Source organism: Shigella sp. FC1967 (genome assembly GCF_001743005.1).
Taxonomy (GTDB): domain Bacteria; phylum Pseudomonadota; class Gammaproteobacteria; order Enterobacterales; family Enterobacteriaceae; genus Proteus.
Genome location: NZ_MIIZ01000525.1, coordinates 1 through 204, shown reverse-complemented (window position 1 = coordinate 204; position 204 = coordinate 1). Strand labels below are relative to the sequence as shown.

At 54.4% G+C, this 204-nt stretch carries 1 protein-coding gene; it reads right to left on the bottom strand.

The features are described 5' to 3' along the window. Positions 1–135: type IV conjugative transfer system protein TraL (locus BHE89_RS04455; protein ID WP_216080985.1), on the bottom strand; the 135-nt coding region annotated here is incomplete at its 3' end. Positions 136–204 lie beyond the last annotated feature (69 nt).

Below are 204 nucleotides of genomic sequence, written 5' to 3'. Positions count from 1 at the left end.
CAGAAAGCAGATCAGGGCCTTACCGATGATGACCCCTATCGTTAGCCCCAAAAGCATCGGGGCCAACTCATCTGCGCTCCACAACAGCAGATGCGGGGGCTCATCGACCCGGCGCGGTATCTTTACAGGCTTCATAGCAACCCTCTTCTTTTCCTAGTGGCCTGTATTCTCATTCAGGGTCACTGATTTTCTGCCACGGCTTCG